This window comes from Nonomuraea sp. NPDC047529 (assembly GCF_040642995.1).
In the GTDB taxonomy this organism is placed as follows: Bacteria; Actinomycetota; Actinomycetes; order Streptosporangiales; family Streptosporangiaceae; genus Nonomuraea.
Window position 1 is genome coordinate 24,807 of sequence record NZ_JBEYTJ010000026.1, and the last position, 20,640, is coordinate 45,446.

The window sequence follows — 20,640 nt, forward strand, 5'->3', positions numbered from 1 at the left end:
CAGCTTACCGATTGACGGCTATCCGCCGCAGATCTCGCAGGCGGTACGCGTACGCCGCGCGTACGACCAGGCCGCCACGGCCATCCCGGCGCCCCACACCACGTACCCGGGCACGGCCACCCAGAAGAACGCCTCGGGCAGGTCGCCCCCGGAGAACGGCACGCCCCCGCCGAGCCGTTCGGCGGCCATCTGCCCCAGCGCCACCCCGAAGTAGGCCAGCAGCCCGCCGGACACCCCCGCGCCCGGCCACAGCACCAGCCGGCGCGGCACCGGACGCCCGGCCAGCCACGGCACCCATCGCGGCCACACCCGCCCGAACCGGTGGACGAGCGCCAGCGGCAGCAGTGTCCCGGCCAGCAGGAACTCCACCTCGAACGCCACCGCCCCGGCCCGGTACGGCACGGCGTCGAACCCCACGGCCGCCTGCGTCGCGATCCGCGCCAGGCAACCGGCCACGGACACGTAGGCCGCCGCGAAGGCCCACCCCGGCGTACGGCCGAGCGCCCTGGCCGCACGCGGCCCGCGCCCGCACGCCTCGCAGGTCGCCGCGGCCCGCCGCCGGTAGGCCGCGGCCGACCGCCAGAGCAGCACCCCCGAGCCCACGCAGGCCGCCTTGCTGAGCGCCCCCGTCCACGAGAACGGGATGCCGAGCCCGGGGACGACCGCGGACACCACGTCGAGCAGCAGCAGCGCCCCCGACACGATGAGCGCGCCGCCCACCGCCCACGCCAGCGCCGGCGGCGCCCACCCGAGCGGGCCGTCCGGGCGCACGGTCATCATGACCACCAGCGCCGCCGCGGCCGCCGCGCACAGGCCCACCGCCGCCCAGCCGGTGAACACGATCAGATCGGGACCGATCGGCGACATCCGCGCCGGCATGTGGCCGAGCTCCCAGTAGACGCGCAGGCCGCCGTAGAGGACCACCAGCGCGAGCGCCACGACGGGCGTCCTGACAATGCTCATGAACGGCATCCTGCCGACGGCCGCGGGCCCGTCCCTCCCCTGTGGGAGGCGTGCTCATCCCCCGTGCGGGGGAGCGCCGAGCAGCGCGGCCCGCACCCGGGCCAGCCCGTGTGCGGGGTCCACCACCAGCACGCGGCAGCCGGCGGCCGTGGCCGCGGCCACGCCCGCCGGGCTGTCCTCGACGGCCACGCACCGCGCCGGGGCCACCCGCAGCCTGCGGGCCGCCTCCAGGTACGGGTCCGGGTGCGGCTTGCCGCGGGCGGTGTCCCCGTCGGTGATCACCAGGTCGAACGCGTGCCCGAGCCGGGGCAGCACCAGCTCCGCGATACTCCGGGGGGAGGCGGTCACCAGAGCGGTCGGCACGGCGGCCGCGGCCAGCCCGGCCAGCAGCCCCGGCGCCCCCGGCAGGACCGTCAGCCCCTCCCTGACACGCTCGGTGAACGCCTCGGTGAGCGCCTCCGCCACCTCGCCAGAGGATCCGGCGCCGGTCCCGTCCACCAGGTACGCGGCAGTGTCGCCCACCGTGCGGCCCGCCACGTGCGGCGCGTCGTCCGACGTCAGCGAGCGCCCCAGCGACCGGGCCACCGCCGCCACGGCCTGCCACCAGAGCCCCTCGGTGTCCACCAGCGTGCCGTCCATGTCGAACAGGACAGCGTCGAACAGGACAGCGTCGGCAGGGACAGCGTCGAACAGGACAGCGTCGGCAGGGACGGCATCAACCTGGACCGCGTCGGGCAGCGCCTCAGGCATCGGCCGACAACACCGGCGCGGGCGCCGTGACCGTACGGGCGGCCACCAGCACCGGCCGCTCCACCAGCCGGACCGTGACCCGGGCCCCAGCGCCCAGCCGGGCCGCCTCGTGCCCCGGGACGTCGGCCAGCACCTCGCCGCCCTCCAGCGACAGCCGCAGCCGCACCGAGGCCCCCCGGAAGGACGCCGCCAGCACCTCGGCCCGCCCGTCGGGGTCGGGCGTGACCCGTACGGCCTCGGGGCGGATCAGCACGTCCACGTCGGGCTCGGCGGGCACCGGGCCGTCCACGGGAAGGAGCTGGCCGAACACGGTCACGCCGTCGCCGGAGAGCCGCCCGGCCAGGTGGTTCATGGCCCCGACGAACTCGGCGACGAACGGCGTGGCCGGACGGTCGTAGACCTCGGCGGGCGGCCCGCACTGCTCCAGCCGCCCCTCGCGCAGCACCGCGACCCGGTCGGCGATCGACAGGGCCTCCTCCTGGTCGTGGGTGACGAAGACGGTGGTGATGCCGAGGTCGAGCTGCAGGCGGCGGATCTCCTCGCGCAGCGTCACGCGCACCTTGGCGTCGAGGGCCGACAGCGGCTCGTCCAGCAGCAGCACGCGCGGTTCGAGCGCGAGCGCGCGGGCCAGGGCGACGCGCTGCTGCTGGCCACCGGACAGCTCGTGCGGGAAGCGGTCGGCGTGCGTGGGGAGCCCGACGAGTTCGAGCAGTTCGGCGGCCCTGGCGTGCCGGACGGCCGCGGGCGCCTTGCGTACGCGCAGGCCGAAGGCCACGTTGTCGCGGGCGTTGAGGTTGGGGAAGAGCGAGTACGACTGGAAGACCATCCCGGCGTCGCGCTTGTTGGCCGGCACGTTCGTGATGTCCTTGCCGTCCAGCAGCACCGCGCCGGAGTCGGGCCGCTCGAACCCGGCCACGCAGCGCAGCGCCGTCGTCTTGCCGCAGCCCGAGGGCCCGAGCAGGGCCACGAACTCGCCGGGGGCGATGGTCAGGTCGAACCCGTCGAGCGCGACCGTCCTGCCGAACACCCGGCGCAGCCCGCGGAACTCCACCTGAGCGGTCATGATTTCTTCCTTCCACTGAAGACGGTGGAGACGGCGAGCAGCAACGCCCAGATGAGCAGCAGGCTGAGGATGGAGACCGCGACGGAGAGCTGCCCCTTGGAACCGGAGACGGTCACGATCCACACCGCGAACGGCTCGTACCCGAGCAGGCTGGCCACCGTGTACTCGCCGAGCACCAGCGCGAGCGTCAGGAACGACGCGCTGGCCAGGGCCGAGCGCAGGTTCGGCACCACGACCCGCAGCAGCACGTGCGGCCAGGACGCGCCCAGGTTCCGCGCGGCCTCGACCAGCGTGCGCACGTCCATGGTGCGCAGCCCGGCGTCCAGCGAGCGGTAGACGAACGGCAGCACCAGCACGACGTACGCGAGCACGAGCACGACGGGGAACCCCGGGTCCTGGATCGCGATCAGCGTGCCCCAGAACGGCGTCGGCGCCAGCAGATCGGCCCCGTCACGCAGCGAGGTCGTCAGCCCGGCCACGAACGTGATCGGCGGCACCACCAGCGGCAGCGTGCACAGCACCTCCATCACCGGCCGCAGCCGCGGCGCGAACAGCCGTACGGCCAGCATCGCCGGCAGCGCCAGCAGCAGGACCAGCACGATCGTCGCGGCGGCCAGCGACAGCGACATCAGCAGCGAGCGGGCGAAGCCCTCGGCCGTCAGCAGCTCGCCGTAGGCGGAGAACGACACCCCGGTGGCGGGGTTGTGGATCGTGTACCAGAGCGAGGCACCGAGCGGGATCAGGAAGTAGGCCGCGGCCAGGGCGAACACCAGGCCGCGCCACCAGCGGGGCCGTGCGGGCGGTTTCGCCGCCGCCGCGGCGACGGGCTCCAGCCCGGTCAGCGCAGCCATCGGGAGCTCCTCCTCTGCAGCGGCAGGTAGATCGCCATCACCAGGCCGGCCACCACGATCATGTCGAGGCTGAGCGCCAGCGCGATGTTCTCGTAGCCGACCAGCACGTCACCGGTCAGCGCGCTGGCGATCTTCAGGGTGACCAGCGGCACGACGGTGCCCACCATGGCGTTGGCGGTCGCGTACGCCGAGAACGCCGACCCGAACAGCAGCACCACCCCGCCCAGCATCGCGGGCGCGAGCACCGGCAGCGCGACGAAGCGCCAGTAGTGCCAGGCGGTCGCGCCGCTGTTGGCCGCGGCCTCGCGCCACTGGGGCTTCAGCCCGTCCAGCGCGGGCGCCATGACCAGCACCATCAGCGGGATCGCGAAGTACAGGTAGACGATCGCCAGCCCCCAGAACGTGTACAGCGACCCCGACGGCAGTCCCACCAGGCCGCTGATCACGCCCGAGTTGCCCAGCGTGGCGATCCAGAAGAACGCCAGCGGCACCCCGCCGAAGTTGGCCAGCACGCCCGAGGCGGTCAGCACGGCCTCGCGCAGCAGCGTGAAGCGCGAGGTCACCACGGCGTAGGCGAGGAACGTGCCGAGGACGGCCCCGGCCAGCGCCACCACGGCCGACAGCTTGACGCTCCCGGCCATGGCGACGAGATAGCCGCCCTGGAGGCTCTGCGCGAGGTTGGCCAGGCTCGGCCGTCCCTGCGCGGTGAAGGCCCCCGCCACCAGCGCGACCGCCGGGACGCCGAAGACGAGGGCGAAGAAGGCCAGCAGGGGCAGGGCTCCCGCCCAGCCCCTGGAACGCGAGCGGGTCATCCCGAGATCGCGGCGTCCCAGCCGCTGGCCAGCTTGGCCTTGGCCGCGTCGACCTGCTCGGGCGTGGGGAACTCGGGCGTGCCCTCGACCTGGGGCAGCTTCTCGGCCAGCGCCTTGTCCACCGTGCCGTCGGAGGTCATGGACGGCAGCAGCACCGGACGGGCGAAGCCCTTGAGGTAGAGGTTCTGGCCCTCGGCGCTGTACAGGTACTCCTGCCACAGCCTGGCCGCCGCCGGGTGCGGGGCGTCCTTGTTGACGGCCTGGGCGTACATCTGGAAGTACTTGCCGTCGGTCGGCACGTTCACCTTCCAGTCGAGGCCCTTGGCGGACATCTGGGGGGCGTAGGCGGCGTTGTTGTAGTCCCAGTCGATGCTGATCTGGGTCTCGCCCTTCTCGATGGTCGCCGGGGTCGTCTCGACCGGGTTGTAGTTGCCGGCGTCCTTGAGCTTCTTGAAGAAGTCGATGCCGGGCTGGATGTCGTCGAAGGAGCCGCCGCTCGCGATCGCGGCGGCGTACACGCCGGCGAAGGCCGAGCCGGACTTGGTCGGGTTGCCGTTCATCGCGACCTTGCCCTTGTACTCGGGCTTGAGCAGGTCGGCGTAGCTGGTCGGGCAGTTGGCGATCTTCTTGGCGTCGCAGCCGATCGAGACGTAGCCGCCGTAGTCGTTGGTCCAGAGCCCGGTCGGCTCCTTCTGGCCCTCGGGGATCTTGTCGAACGCCTGCACCTTGTACGGCGCGAACAGCCCTTCCTTGGCGCCGCTGATGGCGAACGACTGGCCGAGGTCGAGCACGTCGGGGGCGCGGTCCTGGCCCTTGCGGGTCTTGACGGCGTTGATCTCGTCCGCGCTGGCCGCGTCGGGCGTCTCGCTCTCGATCTTGATGCCGTACTTGGCCTCGAACGACTTGATGATCTCGCCGTAGTTGGCCCAGTCGGGCGGCAGCGCGATGACGTGGAGGTTGCCCTCCTTCTTGGCGGCCTCGACGAGCTTGTCGAAGCCGCCGAAGTCGGCGGCCGAGGCGGCGGTCGCCGCGTTCGCCCCGCCTTCGGCCGTCTTGGTGGTCTGCTGGCTGCTCGGGGCGGCGCCACACGCCGCGGTGACAACGGTAAGGGCCGCGATGACGCCGGCCGTACGGGCGCGAGGTGTGAACACGTCGCCTCCACTCTCCGGGGGGTGTGGAAAGAACCTAAGGGAACTTGTACAAACAAGCGAGCACCAGTAAGTCGCATAAACATTGCTCTTTCATGAATGGAGAGGGTCGCGAATGGTTGCGCGCTATGAACGGATAGCCGCTGAGCTGCGTGATGACATCCTCACGGGCGCGTACCCGGTCGGCTCCCAGCTCCCGAGCGAGGCCGAGCTGGCCACCCGCCACCGTGCGGCGCGCGGGACCGTGCGGCAGGCGGTGGCCGTGCTGGTCGCCGAGGGGCTGGTGGGGTCGCGGCAGGGCGCCAGGCGCATCGTGCTCGGCAACGCGCGCAGCCAGAGCTTCGCCGAGCTGCACAGCTTCGCCCAGTGGGCCAGGGCCAACGGCTACCGCATCGGCGGCCAGGTGGTCTCCCAGCGCCGCCGGTCCGCCACCGCGCCCGAGTCCGCCAGGCTCGGCGCGGGCGAGGGTGTGGGCGAGGTGCTGGAGGTGCTGCGCCTGCGCTCGCTGGAGGGTGAGCCCGTCCTCGTCGAGCGGACCGTCTACGCCGGCTGGGTGGCCCCCGCCGTCGAGGCGCTCCCCGCCGACTGCGCGTCCGTCACCGAGGCCCTGTACGACTCCATCGGCCTGATCTTCGCCTACGGCGAGCACCTCATCGACGCCGTGCCCGCCGGGGCCGAGGACGCCCGGCTGCTGGGCGTGCGGCGCGGCAGCCCGCTCCTGCGCCAGCGCCGCGTCACCACCACCCACGAGGGCCGGCCGGTGGAGTCCTCCGACGACAGGTACCGGGCGGGCAGCGTCACCTTCAGCATCCGCAACTCGATCGGCGCCAACCCCCTGACAAGACGGGCGGGTGACTTGCGCTTCGGGCCGTAAGAACATATGTTCGATACATAAGCACGCCCGTCTTCCCCCGGGTGGCTCAGCAAACGAACCAGAGCCGCGGGGAGAAGCGTCTTGAGCAGACTCTATGGCGATCCGATAGAGGTGTGGACCAGAGACGGCGAGCCGACCCAATTCGTCTGGCGCGACCGGCTCTACCTCGTCCGCAACGTGCTCGACCACTGGGTCGTGGCGCGCGAGTGGTGGAAGACCGGCGAGGGCGACCCCGGCGAGCGCCGCTTCTGGCGGGTGGAGGCGAGCCCGGGGCGCGAGGTCGGCTCGTACGAGCTGCGCTACGACACCGCCGGGAACGGCTGGCTGCTGCTGCGGGCGTGGGACTGATGGCGCCCCCGTTCCCGCACCTCCACGTGGCCTCGGCGTACTCCATGCGGTACGGCACCGCCTTCCCGCGCGCCCTGGTGGACCGGGCGTCCGAGCACGGCATGGACATCCTCGCGCTGACCGACCGCGACGGGCTCTACGGCGCGGTCAAGCACGTCCAGGCGTGCGCGGACGCCGGGATCGCCCCCGTGGTCGGCGTGAACCTGGCGCTCGACGTCCCGGCCTCCACCCCGGCGCCCGGCCTCCGACCGCCGCGGCCGAGGACCGGTCCCGGCGCCGAGGACCGGGTCACCGTGCTGGCCCGCGCCGGCGGCTGGTCACGGCTGTGCCGCCTGGTCACCGCCGCGCACGCCGCCGGGGAGCGCGGCGCGCCCAAGGTGACCCGCGAGCTGCTCGGCGCCTGGGCCGGGCCGCAGGGCGGCGACCACGGGTTCGGTGCCGAGGACGGGCTCGTGGTGCTGCTCGGGCCGCGCTCCGACGTCGGCCGCGCGATCGCCGAACGCCGCGACGAGCACGCCAGGACGCTGCTCGGCCTGTGGCGCGCCGCCGTCCCCGGCGTGGTGATCGAACTGGTCGACCAGTACGGCTTCCGCGACGCCACCACGGCCGTCCGCATGCTCGGCCTGGCCGAGTCCGCCGGCGTGCCGGCCGTGCTGACCAACGCCGCCCGCTACCTCGACCCGGCCGACCACCAGGTCGGGGACGTGCTCGACGCGGCCCGCCAGCTCGTCCCGCTGCACCCGCGGCACCTGGAACGCACCACCTCGCACGCCTACCTCAAGAGCACCAAGGAGATGTGGCAGGTGGCGGCCAAGGTCTGCGGCGCCGACCGGGAACGGGTGGCCCGGCTGCTGTTCACCACCAGGCGCCTGGCCGAGGCGTGCTCGATGGACCCGCTGCGGCTGCTCGCGCTCAGGAACGACCCGCCCGACCTCAACCTGCCCGAGATCGGCCGCGACCCGGTGCCGCTGCTGCGCAACCGCGTCGAGGACGGCCTGGTCAGGCGCGGCCTCGACCGCTCGCCGCAGGCCAGGGAACGCCTGCGGGCCGAGCTGGACGTCATCGAGCGCAAGCGCCTGTCCGGGTACTTCATCGCCGTGGCCGGCATCACCGACATGATCCGCGGCATGGACATCCGCTGCGCCATCCGCGGCTCGGGCGCCGGCAGCCTGGTCAACTACCTCATCGGCATCGGCGAGGTGAACCCGCTCGAACACGGCCTGCTCATGGAGCGCTTCCTGTCGGAAGGACGCGTCGGCCTGCCCGACATCGACGTGGACGTGGAGTCGGCCCGCCGGCTCGACTGCTACAAGGCCGTCTTCGAACGCTACGGCGAGGCCCGCGTGGCCTGCGTGTCCATGATGGAGACCTACCGGGCGCGCAGCGCCATCAGGGACGTCGCCGGCGCGATGGGCCTGCCCCCGCACGAGATCGACGCCATCGCCAAGGCGTTCCCGCACATCAGGGCCAGGCAGATCACCGCGTCCCTGGCCGACCTGCCCGAGCTGCGCGAGAGCCGGCTCGGCGAGGCCGGGCTCGACCGGGTGTTCCGGCTGGCCGAGAGGCTCGACGGGCTGCCCAGGCACATCGCGCTGCACCCGTGCGGCGTGCTGGTCGGCAACTCGGGCCTGCGCGACAGGACGCCGGTGGAACGCAGCCTGCTGGAGTTCCCGATGTCCCAGTTCGACAAGGACGACGTGGAGGAGGCCGGCCTGCTCAAGCTGGACGTCCTGGGCGTGCGCATGCAGTCGGCCATGGCGTACGCGCTGAGCGAGGTCAAACGCGTGGACGACATCGAGGTCAGGCTGGACGAGCAGACCGGCGACGACCCCGGCGTCGAGTACGTCCCGCACGACGACCAGGAGACCTACGACATGATCTGCGCCAGCCGCACGCTCGGCTGCTTCCAGATCGAGTCGCCGGGCCAGCGCGAGCTGGTGGCCAAGCTGGAGCCGCGCCGGATGCACGACCTGATCGTGGACATCTCCCTGTTCCGGCCGGGGCCGGTCAACTCCGACATGGTCACCCCGTACCTGGAGGCCAGGCACGGGTGGCGGCGGCCGTACTACCCGCACGAGCGGCTGCGCGAGGCGCTGAAGGAGACGCACGGCGTGGTCGTCTTCCACGAGCAGGTGCTGAAGGTCATCTCGGTCATGACGGGACGCGACCTGTCCTTCGCCGAGACGTTGCGGCGCACCCTGGACACGCCGGCGGGCCGGGAGCGGGTGCGCAAGGCGTTCGTGCCGCTGGCCAGGGCCAACGGGTTCGGCGACGCGGCGGTGGAGCGGGCCTGGAAGGTGCTCGACGCGTTCGGCGCGTTCGGGTTCTGCAAGGCGCACGCGGCGGCGTTCGCGCTGCCCACCTACCAGTCGGCCTGGCTCAAGCGGCACCACGCGGCGGCGTTCTTCGCCGGGGTGCTCACCCACGAGCCCGGCATGTACCCGTCGCGCGTCATCATCGACGAGGCCCGGCAGTGCGGGGTCGAGATCCTGCCGCTCGACGTCAACGGGTCCGGCAAGGACTGGCGGGTGGAGCGGCTCGGCCCGCGTCCGCCGCTGCGGCTGCGGGTGAGCCCGTCGGAGCTGGGGGAGGAGCGGCGTCCGGTGCGGCAGGAGTTCCGGATCGGGGAGATCGGCCGCGGTTACGCGCTGCGGGTGCCGTTCTCGGCGATCAAGGGGGTGAGCGAGGCGGAGGTCGAACGCATGGTGGCGGGGCAGCCGTACACGTCGCTGGCCGACTTCTGGGACCGGGCCCGGCCCTCGCGTCCGACCATCGAGCGCATCGTCCAGGTCGGCGGCCTCGACGCGCTGCACGGCCTGCGCCCGGGCGGTCCCCGCTGGCGTCCGGGAGAGCTGACCCGGCGTGACCTGATCGCCCAGGTGGGCGCGCTGGAACGGGCGTCGTCGATCGGCGTGCGCTCGGCCGCGCCCCGGTCCAGGCGCTACACCGCGGCGGCGCCCCGCCCCCGGGCCGAGCAGCCGTCCACGCAGCTCCCGCTCGGCTTCGGCGAGCACCTGCCGCCCGGCGAGCTGCCTGAGATGACGGAGACGGAGATGGTCGAGGCCGAGCTGGAGATCCTGGGCATCGACGTCAGCCGGCACGTCATCAGCTTCCACGACGAGCTGCTCGACGCGCTCGGGGTCGTGCGCTCCAAGGACCTGCTCGCCCAGCGCAACGGCGCGGAGGTGCTGGTCGCCGGGGTGAAGGTGGCCACCCAGACGCCCGCCGTGCGCTCGGGGCAGCGGGTCATCTTCACCACCCTCGACGACTCGACGGGCCCGATCGACCTGACGTTCTTCGAGTCGGTGCAGGGCAGGTGCGCGGCGACGGTGTTCGGCTCGTGGCTCATGCTCGCCAGGGGAGTGGTCCGCCGTACGGGGGCCCGCGCGGTCTCCATGCGCGCCGTGGACTGCTGGAACCTGACCGACCTGGACGCGCTGTGGCGCGCGGAGGGCGTCGAGGCGGTCCGCGCCCTGCTCGACCAGGCCCCGGAGCAGTCGCAGGGCGTCGGCGGACGGAAGATCGAGTACGCCAACGGCTTCCGGCTCTCGCCCTACTCCGACCTCGGCCCCGCCATCGCCGCCCCGCCCCGGCAGCTCTGGCACGCCAGCCCAGGCAGCTCGGGCCCGACGGCGGCCTGACCCGGCAGCTTCTGACCCGACAGAGCCCGCGTGGCCGCCACGGCTAGCCGGTGTGGCCGAACGGGGTCGAGCCCTGGGCGGGCCGGGTGGTCAGGCGGGTCACGACCTCGGGGCCGGGCGCCGCCTCGGCGACCGCCTCGCGCAGCCGTCCGGCCACGTCGAGCCGCTGGACGCGGGTGACCTCGCGGACGGTGGCGGCGCACAGCAGGGCCGCCGTCACCGCGCCGGCCAGCTCCAGCAACCCCACCCCGGTCAGCCCGTCGGAGGAGGACTCCAGCGGCAGGCGGACCGTGATCAGCGTCAGCATGGCCAGCCAGCTCAGCCACCACGCCGTCAGCAGCGCGAGCCACCGCCCGCGCCGCCCGGCCGGCGGCTTGGCCCGCTGCCACACGTCGTCGACCAGCAGCGCGGGCGCGACCAGGTTGACGACGGGGATCAGCCAGGCGGCCGCGACCGGCCCGGTGGGGCTGGAACGGTCCTTGACCTGGCGGGCGCGCACCAGCCAGGTCACGTAGGCGGCCGCGGCGGCGACGGAGGTGCCCGCGACCAGCATCATCAGCACCGCGAACATCGTCACCGCCCCCACGACCGCCTCGGCCTGCGCCCCGTGGGGACGGCCGCCGAACGCGGCGAGCTGGACGGCGAGATGACGGCCGCTGGACCGCTCGAAGACCACGAGGGCGCCCAGGGAGAGGACCTGCGCGGTGAGCGTCACGTAGACGGCGGAAGCTGCTTTGGTTGGCGGTGCCTGGGCGTAGCGCACGATGTTCTCCCCCCGGGCCATGCGCTGAGGTTCTGACTCACTTGTATCCCGTGAGCACCGCTGTTAATCAGCTCACCACGCCGGATTCCCACGCCCAAGCTGCGATTCCCACTCGATTGCGGACACCGAGTTTGGCCTGGATGCTGCCGAGGTGCGTTTTCACCGTCGACAGCGACACGAACAGCTCGGCGGCCACCTCCTGGTTGGTGCGTCCCCTGGCCACCAGGCGCACGACGTCCAGCTCGCGGTCGGTCAGCGCGCCGTTCGGCGGCTCGGCCGCCCGCCTGGGCTGGGTCAGGTGCTGCAGCAGCCGTACGGTGACCGACGGCGACACCAGCGCGTCCCCGCCGGCGGCCGCCCTGACCGCCTCGATGAGCAGCGTGGGGCCGCTGTCCTTGAGCAGGAAGCCGGTGGCCCCGGCGCGCAGCGCGCCGTAGACGTACTCGTCGAGGTCGAAGGTGGTGACGATGACCACCCGCATCGGGTTCTCCACGCCCGGCCCGGACAGCACGCGGGTCACCTCCAGCCCGTCGAGCTTGGGCATCCTGATGTCGAGCAGGCACACGTCCGGCCGCAGCCGCCTGGCCTCGGCCACGGCCTCGGCGCCGTCGGCCACGGCGGCCACGACCTCCATGTCCGGTTGAGCGTCCAAGATCATTTGAAAGCCGGTGCGTACCAGCTGCTGGTCGTCGGCGATGAGAACCCGAATAGTCACGGCTCAACTCTAAGGATCAGCCGTTCGGCCGAGGCCGAAATGGACGCACGGCCGATCCGCCGGCACCCCCTGTCCCGGAAGGCTGGAGCCCATGAACGACGTGCTTGTTGGACGAGCCCTGGCCAAGCGGTTCGGGCAGACGGTCGCCCTGGGCGGCGTGGACATCACGGTACGGGCGGCCGAGGCCGTGGCCATCATGGGCCCGAGCGGTTCCGGCAAGTCGACCCTCCTCCACTGCCTGGCCGGGATCATGAAGCCGGACGACGGCGAGGTCCACCTGCTGGGCCAGCGCATCGACGCGATGGGCGAACGCCAGCGCAGCGCCCTGCGGCGCACCCGCTTCGGCTTCGTCTTCCAGTTCGGCCAGCTCCTGCCGGAGCTGCCCGCCGAGGAGAACGTGGCGCTCCCGCTCATGCTGGGCGGCGTGCCGCGCGCCCAGGCCGTACAGCAGGCGCGCGAGTGGTTCCCGCTGCTCGGCCTGCACCAGATGGAGGCCCGGCGGCCCGGCGAGCTGTCCGGCGGCCAGGCCCAGCGCGTGGCCATCGCCAGGGCGCTGGTGAGCAAGCCCGCCGTGGTCTTCGCCGACGAGCCCACCGGCGCGCTCGACCAGCAGACCGGCCAGGACACGATGCGCCTGCTCACCGAGGCGACCAGGCACAACGGGGCCTGCCTGATCGTCGTCACGCACGACCCCAACGTGGCCGCCTGGTGCGACCGCACGGTCGAGGTCCGCGACGGCCGCCTGCTCGCCCACGGGGTGACCGCGTGAACTTCGACCTGACCTGGCGGCTGCTCAAGGGCGGCGGGCGCAGGGGCATGCTGGGCACCTGGCTCACCTTCGGCGCGGTCGCGGTGGCCACGGCGCTGCTGCTGTTCGCCGTCGCCGCGAACGTCGCCTTCGACGCCAGGGCCGACCGCAGCGCCTGGCGCAACCCGGTGGCGGCGGCCCAGAAGGACGCGGCGGTCGCCGTCGAGGCGAGCCGCTTCGACTACGTGGGGGACCAGGCGATCACCGTCGTCGACCTGGCCGCGCTCAAGCCGGGGGCGCCCGCCCCGCCCGGCATGCCGCACTTCCCCGCGCCCGGCGAGGTGTGGCTGTCGCCCGCCCTGTCCGAGCTGGCCGCCCGGCTGCCCGCCGACCAGCTCGCCAAGCGCTACCCGGCGCCGAAGGGCGTGCTGGGCCCGGAGGCGCTGGTCCAGCCCGAGGAGCTGGTCGCGGTCGTCGGCCACGCCCCGGACTCGCCCGCGATGACCGCCGAGCGCAGCGACGACTGGATCCTCGGCAAGCCGCCGGTCAAGGTCGCGACCCTGGCGGGCACGCCCAGCGAGGACGCCACCGCGTACCAGGTGCTGGCGCTGATCGCCAGCGTGCTCATGGTCGTGCCGCTGCTGGTGTTCGGCGGCGCGGCGGCCAGGCTCACGGTCGCCCGGCGCGACCAGCGGCTGGCCGCGCTCAGGCTGGTCGGCGCCACGCCGGGCCAGGTGATCGGCATGACGGTGGCCGAGGCCGTGCTGGTGGCCTTCGCCGGGGCGCTGGCCGGGGCCGTCGCGTTCGGGGCGGCCGTGCCGCTGCTGGCGCGCATCCCGATCCAGGGCGGCACCTGGTTCGTCGCGGACCTGTTCCCGAACCTGCTGATCCTGGCCGGCGTGCTGGTCGCGGTGCCGCTGCTGGTGGGGGTGTCGGCGGTGGTCGGGCTGCGCCGGGTCGTGGTCAGCCCGCTGGGCGTGGCCAAGCGGGAGACGCCGCCCGGCATGCGGTTCGTCCGCGTCCTCGCGCTGCTCGCGGTGCTGGCCGCGTTCCCGCTGCTCACCAGGGGGACCAGCGTGGCGATCGTGGCCGTGGCGCTCGGACTGGCGTTCCTGTGCCTGAACCTGGCCGGCCCGTGGGTGGTCGGCCTCATCGGCAAGGTCGCGGCCGGGACCGCGCGCCGGCCCGCGCGGCTGCTGGCGGCCCGCAGGCTCGTGGACGATCCGCGCTCGGCCTGGCGGACCGTCAGCGGCGTGGCCCTGACCGGCTTCGTGGCCGGGTTCCTCGGCCTGCTCAGCCCCGGCGCGTTCGGCGGGGACACCGGGCCCGCCCAGCTCAGCGTCGCGGCGCCGGTGGGCGAGGTGTCGAAGGTGGCCGACCAGGCCCGCGACCGGCTCGGCCGGGCGGGCATCACGGCCACGGTGAAGACCACCAAGCACACCGTGGTCGCGGCGCTCGGCAGCGGCGCCGACGACGTCGTGGTCGACCGGGCGCGCACCGTGCTGAGCGATCTCGTGCCGGGGCACACCCCGACGACGAAGGCCGACGACCAGCGCTTCGGCCTGCAGATCCTCGCCGACGTGCGCGTAGGCACGATCGTGGTGCTGTCGGTGTCGTTCCTCGTGGCGATCGCCAGTGCGGGGATCACCGCGGCGTCGTCGGTGCTGGACCGGCGGCAGACGTACGCGCTGCTGCGGCTGGCCGGCACGCCCCTGGAGGTCCTGGACCGGGCCCGGCGGGCCGAGACGCTGATCCCGATGGCCGTGATGGGCGGCGGCGCGATCCTGGTGGGCGCGTTCTGCGCGATACCGTTCATGATCGGCGGGATCAGCACGACCGGGGTGGTCACGCTGCTGGTCTGCGTAGCCGCGGGCTTCGGGGGCGTGATCGGCGCGGGCGCGCTGAGCAGGCCGCTGCTGCGCTCGGTGACCGACGACCCGGCGCCGCGCCCGGACTGACCACCCGGACCGGGTGTCCGAACCGGCCGCTCAGCCGAGCACGAGGTCGCGGACCGTGCGCAGCGACTGCTCGTCGCGCGGTCCCATGACCAGCAGGCTGGTGACCGGGCTCTTGTGCCACAGGTCGAGCCGTTCCCTGATCCGGCCGGGCGGGCCGACGAGCGAGATGCCGTCGGCCAGCTCGTCCGGGATCGCCCGGAACGCCTCGTCCTTGCGGCCGGCCAGGTAGAGGGCCTGGATGTGCTCGGCGGCTTCGGCGAAGCCCATGCGGCCGATGATGTCGGCGTGGAAGTTGCGCTGCTTGGCGCCCATGCCGCCGATGTAGAGCGTCAGCATCATCTTGACGCCGTCGAGGGCGGCCCTGACGTCGTCGGAGATGACGACCATCACCATGGCGGCGATCTCGAAGCCGGGGCTCCGGGCCGCCAGCGCGTCGCCGTACATCTCCTCGATCCGGCCGGGGAAGGCGAACAGCGGCAGCCAGCCCTGCGCGATCTCGGCCGCCAGGGCGACGTTCTTCGGGCCCTCCGCGCCGAGGTAGACGGGGATCTCGGGGCGCAGCGGGTGGGTGATGAGCTTGAGCGGCTTGCCCAGGCCGCCCGCCAGGGGGAGCGGGTAGTGCTCGCCGTCGCTGGTCACGGGCTCCTCGCGGCGCCACACGCGGCGCATGATCTCGACGTACTCGCGGGTCCTGGCCAGGGGTCTGGCGAACGGCTGCCCGTACCAGCCCTCCACCACCTGCGGGCCGGAGGCGCCGAGGCCGAGCAGCAGCCGCCCGCCGGTCAGGTGGTCGAGCGTCATCGCGGTCATCGCGGTGGTGACCGGCGGGCGGGCCGAGATCTGCGCCACCGACGTGCCCAGCTTGATCCGGCTCGTACGCGCGCCGTACCAGGCCAGGGGCGTGAACACGTCGCTGCCGTATGCCTCGGCGGTCCACACCGAGTCGTAGCCGAGGCGTTCGGCGGCCAGGACGGTCTCCGTGGCGTCGTCGGCGCCGCGCTGCCAGTAGCCGAGATTCAGGCCGAGCTTCATACGCACCTCCGGAATAAAGTTCCATTACCGACGCCGCAGTGTCAATGCGTGATCCTCCGGGGAGATCAGACATTGTGCTCAAGAGTCTCTGTCGTCTCTTCTGCCTGCTGCTCCTGCTGTCGCCGGCGGCCGAGCCGACGATGGCCGTGAGCGCCGCGCGGCCGAACATCGTGTTCGTGATGGCCGACGACCTGGAGAGCGGCGTGCTGCCCTACTTTCCGACCATCACCTCGGAGCTGGTCGCCAAGGGCGCCTCCTTCGACCACTTCTTCGTGACGAACTCCTGGTGCTGCCCTTCGCGCACGTCGATCCTGCGGTCCCAGTACGTCCACAGCCATGGCGTCCTGACCAACACCGCCCCCGAAGGGGGGTTCGACCGCTTCCATTCGCTGGATCTGGAACGTTCCACGATCGGCACGTGGATGCAGCAGGCCGGCTACCGCACCGCGCTGATGGGCAAGTTCCTGAACCACTATCCCGGCGCGACCGCCGACGCCGCGTACGTGCCGCCCGGCTGGGACGAATGGGACGTCCCGGTCCGCAAGCTCTACGAGGAGTACGGCTACCGTCTCAACGAGAACGGCGACCTGTACGACTACGGCTGGTCGGAGCAGGACTACCTGTCCGACGTGCTGGCGGCCAAGGCGAGCGACTTCATCACCGGCTCCGACGACCCGTTCTTCCTCTACCTGACGCCCATCGGCCCGCACAACCCGGCCAACCCGGCGGTCCGGCACGTCGCCGACCTCCCCGAGGTCGGCGCGCCGCGCACGCCGTCGTTCAACCAGGTCGACGTGAGCAAGGAGCCGCTGTGGCTGCGCTCCCTGCCCCCGCTGAGCCAGGAGGACATCGACCGGGTCGACGAGCGCCACCGCCGGAGGCTGCGCTCGATGCTCGGCGTGGACGACCTGGTCCGATCGGTGGTCGAGACGCTGCGCGCGTCCGGCAAGCTCGACAACACCTACATCGTCTTCACCTCCGACAACGGCTTCCATCTCGGCACGCATCGGCTCACCCAGGGCAAGACGACGCCGTTCGAGGAGGCGATCAAGGTCCCGTTCGTGGTGCGCGGGCCGGGGATCAAGCCGGGCTCGACGATCGGGCAGCTCGGCGCGACCGTCGACATCGCGCCGACGATCGCCGCGCTGGGCGGGGCCGCCGTGCCGTCGTTCACCGAGGGGCGCTCGCTGGTGCCGCTGCTGCGCGGCAGCCCGCCCGCCCAGTGGCGCAGGAACGTGCTGGTCGAGTTCAACAGGCCGGTCAACCGGTCGTCGGCGGCCCAGACGCCGGTGCCCTCCTACCAGGCGCTGCGCACCGACCGCTACACCTACGTCAGGTACGACACGGGGGAGCGGCAGCTCTACGACCTGACCGCCGACCCGTACCAGCTCGACAACCTCGCGGCCACCGCCGACCCGGCGCTGCTGCTCGGGCTCGACACCCGGCTCCAGGCGATGCGGGCCTGCTCGGGCGCCGGGTGCCGGGAGGCCGACCTGCGTCAGTGACCGGGGAACAGGGCGGGGTAGGCGTGCGCCAGGTGGTCGGTGACCGCCTGCTGGGCCTCGTCCGGGTCGCCGGCCGCGATGGCCGCGCGGATGCGCTCGTGGTCGGCGCGCAGGACGGACGGGTCGCCGAGGCGTTCGACCGCCTCTATGGCGTTCCTGCGCATCGCGTCCCGGAGTGAGCGCATGATGGCGGCGATGAGCCGGTTGCCCGAGGCGTCCGCGATCGCGCAGTGGAAGGCCGTGTCGTGCTCCACGAACTCCTCGGCCGTGCCCGCCCGGTCCATGCCCTCGATCGCGGCGTCCAGCGCCGGGGTGCCGGCCCGGGTCGCCGCCGCGTGCGCGGCCGACCAGCGTTCGATCATCAGCCGGGCGTCCACGACCTCGCGCTGCTCCAGGGTGGCCAGGCCCAGGTTGAGCCGGAGCAGGTCGGTCAGCGCGGTGTCGGGCCGCGAGGTCAGCACGGCCCCCGCGTCCGGTCCCCGTCCCACCTGCGAGGACACCACGCCCAGGGTCTCCAGGACGCGCAGCGCCTCGCGTACGGACGAGCGGCCGACGCCCAGTTGCTCGGCCAGCCGGCGTTCGCCCGGCAGCCGGTCGCCCACGGTCAGGCCGTCCTCGGCGATGCGCCGTTCGATCTGGGCGAGCACGTCCTCGAACGCCCGTGTGCGTTTCACCGATGCCTCCCCGGTGCTGGCCCGGAACAGTGTGGTTGGGTATGGTCTGACCATACAGTGGTCAGACCATTCATTGGGAGAGTCGTGCGAGTCGCCCTGTTCATCACCTGCGTGAACGACACGCTCTTCCCGGGCACCGGCAAGGCCGTCGTGTCGCTGCTGCGCAGGCTGGGCTGCGACGTGGACTTCCCCGTCGCCCAGACGTGCTGCGGGCAGATGCACGTCAACACCGGTTACCGGGCGGAGGGCGTGCGGCTGGCCAGGAAGTTCACCGAGGTGTTCGCCGGGTACGACGCCGTCGTGGCGCCGTCCGGGTCGTGCGCGGCCATGGTGCGCGAGCAGTACCCGAAGCTGGTGCGGCCGGGCAGCAGGGGCGCGGCGGCCGTGGCCGAGGTCGTGCCCAAGGTGTACGAGCTGAGCGAGTTCCTGCTGGACGTCCTGAAAGTCGACGACGTTGGCGCATATTTCCCGCACCGGGTGACATATCACCCGACGTGCCATTCGCTGCGCGGGCTGCATCTCGGCGATCGGCCCACCCGGCTCCTGCGGAAGGTCCGGGGCCTGGAGCTCGTGCCGCTGCCCGGCGCGGAGGAGTGCTGCGGCTTCGGCGGCACGTTCGCGGTCAAGAACCCGGCGGTGTCGGCCGCCATGGGGGCCGACAAGGTGCGCGGCATCCTCGACACGGGCGCCGAGGTGATCTGCGCGGCCGACAACTCGTGCCTGATGCACATCGGCGGCACCCTGAGCCGCCAGAAGACGGGAGTCAGGACGATGCACCTGGCGGAAATCCTCGCAGCCACGGAAGAGACCCCATGAGCGCAACATTCCTCGGCATGCCCGGAAATTTCCCGAAAAATGCGGCGAAAGCCGTGGAGGACTCGCAACTCCGGTTCAACCTCCGGAAAGCCACTCACACCATTCGCGGCAAGCGCGCCGCCGTCGTCGGCGAGCTGCCCGACTGGGCCGAGCTGCGCGCCGCCGGCAAGGCCGTCAAGGACCACACCCTCCGCCACCTCGACCGCTACCTGCTCCAGCTTGAGGAGGCCGTCCGGCGGGCGGGCGGCACCGTCCACTGGGCCAGGGACGCCGACGAGGCCAACCGCATCGTCGGCGACCTTGTCGCGGCCACCGGCGAGACCGAGGTGGTCAAGGTCAAGTCGATGGCCACCCAGGAGATCGGGCTCAACGAGGCGCTGGCCCGGCGCGGGATCACCGCGTACGAGACGGACCTGGCCGAGCTGATCGTGCAGCTCGGGGACGACTTCCCCAGCCACATCCTGGTCCCCGCGATCCACCGCAACAGGTCGGAGATCCGCGAGATCTTCCTCGACCACATGCCCGGCGCGCCCCCCGGCCTCACCGACGAGCCGCCCGCCCTGGCCGAGGCCGCCCGGCTCCACCTGCGCGAACGCTTCCTCAAGAGCAAGGTCGCCGTCTCCGGCGCCAACTTCATGATCGCCGAAACCGGCACGCTGGTCGTGCTGGAGTCGGAGGGCAACGGCCGCATGTGCCTGACCCTCCCCGAGACGCTCATCAGCGTCGTCGGCATCGAGAAGCTCCTGCCGTCCTGGCAGGATCTGGAGGTCTTCCTCCAGCTTCTTCCGCGCAGCTCCACAGGTGAGCGGATGAATCCGTACACCAGCACGTGGACCGGTGCCACCGAGGGCCAGGACTTCCACCTGGTGCTGCTCGACAACGGCCGCACCGACGTGCTCGCCGACGAGGTCGGCCGCCAGGCGCTGCGCTGCATCCGCTGCTCGGCCTGCCTGAACGTCTGCCCGGTCTACGAACGCGCGGGCGGCCACGCGTACGGCTCGGTCTATCCCGGGCCGATCGGGGCCATCCTCACCCCGCAGCTCAGGGGCATGTCCTCGGACCTGGACGCCTCGCTGCCGTTCGCCTCCAGCCTGTGCGGGGCCTGCCTGGAGGTCTGCCCGGTGGCCATCGACATCCCGGAGGTGCTGGTGGACCTGCGGGCCAAGGCGCCGCACGCGGCGGCCGAGCGCGCGGGCATGAAGGTCGCCGGCTGGGTGCTGGGCGACCAGGCGCGGCTGGCCAGGGCGCAGCGGCTGGCCGGCCGGCTGCGCCGGCTGGTTCCCAGACGGCGGCTCCCCGGCCCGCTGTCGGCCTGGACCGACACCCGGGACGTGCCGGACATCCCTGAAGAATCCTTTAGAGACTGGTGGGAGCGTGACGATGGGCGCGCGTGAGGAGATCCTGGCCAAGGTCAGGAAGGCGGTCGCGGGCGCGCCCGAGGTGGAGGTCGCCCGGCACTACCGGACCCGCCCGCAGGTGGACGACGTGGTGGGCCTGTTCGCCGAGCGGGTGCGCGACTACCGGGCCGTCGTGCACGTGCTCCCCGACGAGGAGGTGCCCGGCAAGCTGGCCGAGCTGGCCGAGGGCCGCCGGATGATCGTCCCGGACGGCTTCGCCTGGGCGGCGCCGAGCAGCCCGGAGGCCGGGACCGACCGGCGCTGGGACGCGCTGGACGCCGCCGACGGGGTGTTCACCGCCTGCGCGGTGGCCGTCGCCGAGACCGGGACCATCGTCCTCGACCACGGGCCGGGCCAGGGCGCCAGGGCGCAGACGCTGGTCCCCGACCACCACGTGTGCGTGGTGCGCGCCGATCAGATCGTGGCGGGCGTGCCCGAGGCGGTGGCCAGGCTCGACCCGGCCCGCCCGCTCACCTGGATCAGCGGCCCGTCGGCGACCAGCGACATCGAGCTGAACCGCGTCGAGGGCGTGCACGGCCCCAGGACGCTCGAAGTGATCATCAGCACCTGAGCGGCCGCCCT

At 72.7% G+C, this 20,640-nt stretch carries 19 protein-coding genes; 9 read left to right on the forward strand and 10 right to left on the reverse strand.

What is annotated here, in order from left to right; all coding sequences use genetic code 11:
• Positions 1-18 precede the first annotated feature (18 nt).
• The 6 genes from ABZ815_RS33315 to ABZ815_RS33340 are packed head-to-tail and all read right to left on the reverse strand — an operon-like array spanning position 19 to position 5,590.
• Positions 19-963, reverse strand: coding sequence for a hypothetical protein (locus tag ABZ815_RS33315; RefSeq protein ID WP_357705021.1), 945 nt, complete (start codon positions 961-963; stop codon positions 19-21).
• Between the two features lie 54 nt (positions 964-1,017).
• Positions 1,018-1,713, reverse strand: coding sequence for an HAD family phosphatase (locus tag ABZ815_RS33320; protein WP_357705024.1), 696 nt, complete (start codon positions 1,711-1,713; stop codon positions 1,018-1,020).
• Positions 1,706-2,776 (reverse strand): ABC transporter ATP-binding protein, encoded by a 1,071-nt coding sequence (locus tag ABZ815_RS33325; RefSeq protein WP_357705026.1) that lies wholly within the window; start codon positions 2,774-2,776, stop codon positions 1,706-1,708. The genes ABZ815_RS33320 and ABZ815_RS33325 overlap by 8 nt, the downstream gene beginning before the upstream one ends.
• The gene (locus ABZ815_RS33330; RefSeq protein ID WP_357705028.1) at positions 2,773-3,627 is read right to left on the reverse strand and encodes an ABC transporter permease subunit; all 855 of its coding nucleotides are present in this window, start codon (positions 3,625-3,627) and stop codon (positions 2,773-2,775) included. Before ABZ815_RS33330 ends, ABZ815_RS33325 begins: the two co-directional genes overlap by 4 nt.
• Complete coding sequence (locus ABZ815_RS33335) at positions 3,615-4,439, reverse strand: ABC transporter permease subunit (RefSeq protein WP_357705030.1); 825 nt, start codon at positions 4,437-4,439, stop codon at positions 3,615-3,617. Before ABZ815_RS33335 ends, ABZ815_RS33330 begins: the two co-directional genes overlap by 13 nt.
• A complete protein-coding gene (locus ABZ815_RS33340) occupies positions 4,436-5,590 on the reverse strand; it encodes an ABC transporter substrate-binding protein (RefSeq protein ID WP_357705032.1) in 1,155 nt (384 codons plus the stop codon). The genes ABZ815_RS33335 and ABZ815_RS33340 overlap by 4 nt, the downstream gene beginning before the upstream one ends.
• 112 nt (positions 5,591-5,702) lie before the next feature.
• Between ABZ815_RS33340 and ABZ815_RS33345 the strand changes: the two genes are divergently transcribed.
• The 3 genes from ABZ815_RS33345 (at position 5,703) to dnaE (ending at position 10,450) form a co-directional block, all read left to right on the forward strand.
• Positions 5,703-6,461: a GntR family transcriptional regulator gene (locus ABZ815_RS33345; RefSeq protein ID WP_357705034.1), complete on the forward strand. Its 759-nt coding sequence runs from the start codon at positions 5,703-5,705 to the stop codon at positions 6,459-6,461.
• 81 nt (positions 6,462-6,542) lie between these two features.
• A complete protein-coding gene (locus ABZ815_RS33350; RefSeq protein ID WP_357705037.1) occupies positions 6,543-6,809 on the forward strand; it encodes a DUF6504 family protein in 267 nt (88 codons plus the stop codon).
• Complete coding sequence (gene dnaE, locus ABZ815_RS33355; protein WP_357705040.1) at positions 6,809-10,450, forward strand: DNA polymerase III subunit alpha; 3,642 nt, start codon at positions 6,809-6,811, stop codon at positions 10,448-10,450. The genes ABZ815_RS33350 and dnaE overlap by 1 nt, the downstream gene beginning before the upstream one ends.
• A 43-nt stretch (positions 10,451-10,493) precedes the next feature.
• Here dnaE and ABZ815_RS33360 read toward each other — a convergent pair whose 3' ends face one another.
• Together ABZ815_RS33360 and ABZ815_RS33365 are read right to left on the reverse strand one after the other, a co-directional pair.
• Positions 10,494-11,234, reverse strand: coding sequence for a DUF4328 domain-containing protein (locus ABZ815_RS33360; protein WP_357705042.1), 741 nt, complete (start codon positions 11,232-11,234; stop codon positions 10,494-10,496).
• 46 nt (positions 11,235-11,280) lie between these two features.
• Positions 11,281-11,928 (reverse strand): response regulator transcription factor, encoded by a 648-nt coding sequence (locus tag ABZ815_RS33365; RefSeq protein WP_357705044.1) that lies wholly within the window; start codon positions 11,926-11,928, stop codon positions 11,281-11,283.
• 91 nt (positions 11,929-12,019) lie between these two features.
• Between ABZ815_RS33365 and ABZ815_RS33370 the strand changes: the two genes are divergently transcribed.
• Both ABZ815_RS33370 and ABZ815_RS33375 read left to right on the forward strand, forming a co-directional pair.
• The gene (locus ABZ815_RS33370) at positions 12,020-12,697 is read left to right on the forward strand and encodes an ABC transporter ATP-binding protein (protein WP_357705046.1); all 678 of its coding nucleotides are present in this window, start codon (positions 12,020-12,022) and stop codon (positions 12,695-12,697) included.
• Positions 12,694-14,634: an FtsX-like permease family protein gene (locus ABZ815_RS33375; RefSeq protein WP_357705049.1), complete on the forward strand. Its 1,941-nt coding sequence runs from the start codon at positions 12,694-12,696 to the stop codon at positions 14,632-14,634. Before ABZ815_RS33370 ends, ABZ815_RS33375 begins: the two co-directional genes overlap by 4 nt.
• A 30-nt stretch (positions 14,635-14,664) precedes the next feature.
• Here ABZ815_RS33375 and ABZ815_RS33380 read toward each other — a convergent pair whose 3' ends face one another.
• Positions 14,665-15,666: an LLM class F420-dependent oxidoreductase gene (locus ABZ815_RS33380; protein WP_357705051.1), complete on the reverse strand. Its 1,002-nt coding sequence runs from the start codon at positions 15,664-15,666 to the stop codon at positions 14,665-14,667.
• A gap of 74 nt (positions 15,667-15,740) precedes the next feature.
• On the opposite strand from ABZ815_RS33380, the gene ABZ815_RS33385 reads away from it, so the two are divergent.
• Positions 15,741-17,171 (forward strand): sulfatase, encoded by a 1,431-nt coding sequence (locus tag ABZ815_RS33385; RefSeq protein WP_357705054.1) that lies wholly within the window; start codon positions 15,741-15,743, stop codon positions 17,169-17,171.
• On the opposite strand, the gene ABZ815_RS33390 is transcribed toward ABZ815_RS33385, so the two are convergent.
• Entirely contained in the window at positions 17,165-17,845 is a 681-nt protein-coding gene (locus ABZ815_RS33390) for an FCD domain-containing protein (RefSeq protein ID WP_357705056.1), read from the reverse strand. The genes ABZ815_RS33385 and ABZ815_RS33390 overlap by 7 nt on opposite strands.
• A gap of 84 nt (positions 17,846-17,929) precedes the next feature.
• Here ABZ815_RS33390 and ABZ815_RS33395 point away from each other — a divergent pair, with 84 nt between their 5' ends.
• The 3 genes from ABZ815_RS33395 to ABZ815_RS33405 are packed head-to-tail and all read left to right on the forward strand — an operon-like array spanning position 17,930 to position 20,629.
• A complete protein-coding gene (locus ABZ815_RS33395) occupies positions 17,930-18,661 on the forward strand; it encodes a (Fe-S)-binding protein (RefSeq protein WP_357705058.1) in 732 nt (243 codons plus the stop codon).
• Positions 18,658-20,055 carry a lactate utilization protein B gene (locus tag ABZ815_RS33400; RefSeq protein WP_357705060.1) on the forward strand — a complete coding sequence of 466 codons (1,398 nt, stop codon included), beginning with the start codon at positions 18,658-18,660 and terminating at the stop codon, positions 20,053-20,055. The genes ABZ815_RS33395 and ABZ815_RS33400 overlap by 4 nt, the downstream gene beginning before the upstream one ends.
• Positions 20,042-20,629: an LUD domain-containing protein gene (locus ABZ815_RS33405; protein WP_357705062.1), complete on the forward strand. Its 588-nt coding sequence runs from the start codon at positions 20,042-20,044 to the stop codon at positions 20,627-20,629. The genes ABZ815_RS33400 and ABZ815_RS33405 overlap by 14 nt, the downstream gene beginning before the upstream one ends.
• The last annotated feature ends 11 nt before the right edge of the window (positions 20,630-20,640 follow it).